Origin of the sequence: Sulfitobacter sp. HI0129 (assembly GCF_001635395.1) — a bacterium.
Lineage (GTDB): Bacteria > Pseudomonadota > Alphaproteobacteria > Rhodobacterales > Rhodobacteraceae > Sulfitobacter.
Genome location: NZ_LWGH01000887.1, coordinates 1 through 2,155 on the forward strand (window position 1 = coordinate 1; position 2,155 = coordinate 2,155).

A 2,155-nucleotide genomic window follows, 5' to 3' on the forward strand; every position below is an offset into this window, starting at 1 on the left:
GAAATCGCGACCGTTATCGACGTGGATGCTGTGCGGTTTGCCCTCTGCCGGCCAAGGAACATCGCACGCCAATTCCGCAAGAAGTTCCTCCTTGAGGGCCACCGCTTGTGTCAGGCAAAGCGCCACTGACAGACGCGAAGGTGCCTCGAGAGAGGTGTAATATCCGGTCACCATCCGCGTTGCGACGTCGATCGCCAGCGTGACCCAAGGCCGCCCAATTGGTTTGCGTTCAAAGCCGTCGACAAGAATGATGTCCGCCGGTGTATGATCAATTTGGACGATCTCCAGTGGCATACTGGCCTTGTTCTCACCTGTGACCGGCGCAAATTTCTGGCGGGCCGCCTTTGCGCCCTCTCGTGCCTTCGCAACTTCGCGGGCATCCATCGCATCCAGACGACGCTGAACCGTTCGCCGTGTCGGCGGTTGCAAGCCCTCCTGCCAGCAAGCGCTGCGGATTTCTGTCACGACGCGCGACAAGCTCGAACGCTCCCGGCGCAAGAAATAGCGGCGAAGGTGCTCCTCGATTACCGCTTCGACTTTGCTGGATATTAACATCGTCCCGGTCGGGCGGCCCCGTTTCCGCGGAGCCAGAGCGCTGGTGCGCCCACCCTCTTCCGCCAACCGTTTTATCCAACGCCAGACCGTCGCCCTGCTGACACCAAGCTCCCAAACGGCGTCATTGATGCCACGTTCCAGGCTGCCAGTCCCATTGAGATATGCCTGAACAAGAGGGCGCAGCACCGCGGCCCTGCGCGCCTCTTCAGCACCAACAGCAACGCAGTCTTCGCCATCATCATTCATCGATATTTGCCGCAAATGTCTGTGAACCCTGTCTCAGGTTTAAGGGCAAAAATATCAGAATTAAAGGCAAAATCTCATATTTAAGGGCAAAGCTCAGCCGTTGATTTCGTTGGATTTCCCATCTCACAATTAAGGGCTACGCGACACCAAGATTTCAAGCGGTCCATTTCCTCTGATGGGAAGGCATCCCACAGTTCAGAGGGTAGCAAGGCATGCGCTTCCACGCTTCCGCGGCCATCAGGGTTTCGGCCCAGGAAGCGACTGAGCTTGTCGAGGTCGTTCATCACCTCGTCAGCCAACTCCTGGGCAATCTCGACCGGTTTGCGCAGACCGGAAATATCCGGGACCGGCTTGCCATCAACGGTTGGGTTGGCAGACCCCTCAAACTCGCTCGAGGCGGCCCTATAAGAAGCCGTGAGTGATTTCCGGGGTTTGGTCACTTTCAGTCCATCAGGAAAACGCCGATCAAACCGCAAACGGAAAAGAGCAACGAACTCGTCACGGCACCGCGTCGCGGGAGTTCTCAGATTTGTTTCCGGATGGCAGATGAACCAACTCAGCAACCAGTCAGCTGTCAGGTTCTCGCCTTTGTCGATCCGAGCTCCGATTGCGTATTTGAGTGAGAACGGAAGTTCCCAGCCCTGCTTCTCAAAAATCGGATCGATCGCGTCGAGGTCGGTTTCGGCAAGCATCGCTATGTCGAGGAACTCACCCAAATAGCGCCTGACGGAGTGGTTGTCAGGGTAAAGTGACTGCAGCCGCCGAACTTCCTGGACGATATCCTTTGCGTCTTCATTGGACTGATCAACGAAGAAGCGACGCTCCAGCCCGTAGAAGTACAGGAACATGTAGCCGGGGTTGTAGGAGGCATCGTTTCGCCCGCTGGCCAACCAGTCGAGGTAGGTCGCCCGGCACTGAGGTGAGATATCCGAGTACCCCGGCCAGTAGGGCATACCTTCTCCAGCTTTGTCGGCTCCAGAGCGCGCGACCGACAGGGACGGATCGATATAGGCTCGGCATTTGTCACGATACCCGTAGGTGTTCAGCAAGGGGGGCGTGCCGACATAGACCATCCCGCCGATGTTGCGGCCGGCCACGCTAGCTGTTTCGCTAGACGGGACCCACCCGCTTTTCGTTGGTCGGGACGATACGCTCGATGCCATTCGCGAGGGCTGATTTCGTTCAGCGGCCGCGGCAAGTGCCGGCGCCGCAGACTTTCCAGCCCGAACGATTTCAGCGTAGTCCTGCTTTGGTGGAGAGTAGGCCTGCACGGCAGCCGGTGCTTGAGACGCATTGGCTTCGCGAGTTCGTTCGCGCTCACGCTCGATACGCTTGTCGTTGGCACTTGGGCGCG

Annotated in this window: 2 protein-coding genes; both read right to left on the bottom strand. The window is 58.0% G+C overall.

Annotation, left to right across the window (positions count from 1 at the left end; genetic code table 11):
• Nucleotides 1-801, bottom strand: an 801-nt coding sequence (locus A3764_RS20680) for a DNA-binding domain-containing protein (RefSeq protein WP_150122350.1), incomplete at its 3' end; no start/stop codon positions are given.
• Nucleotides 802-881: 80 nt separating this feature from the next.
• The coding region (locus tag A3764_RS20685) for a TerB N-terminal domain-containing protein (protein WP_236628274.1) at nt 882-2,155 on the bottom strand (1,274 nt) is incomplete at its 5' end.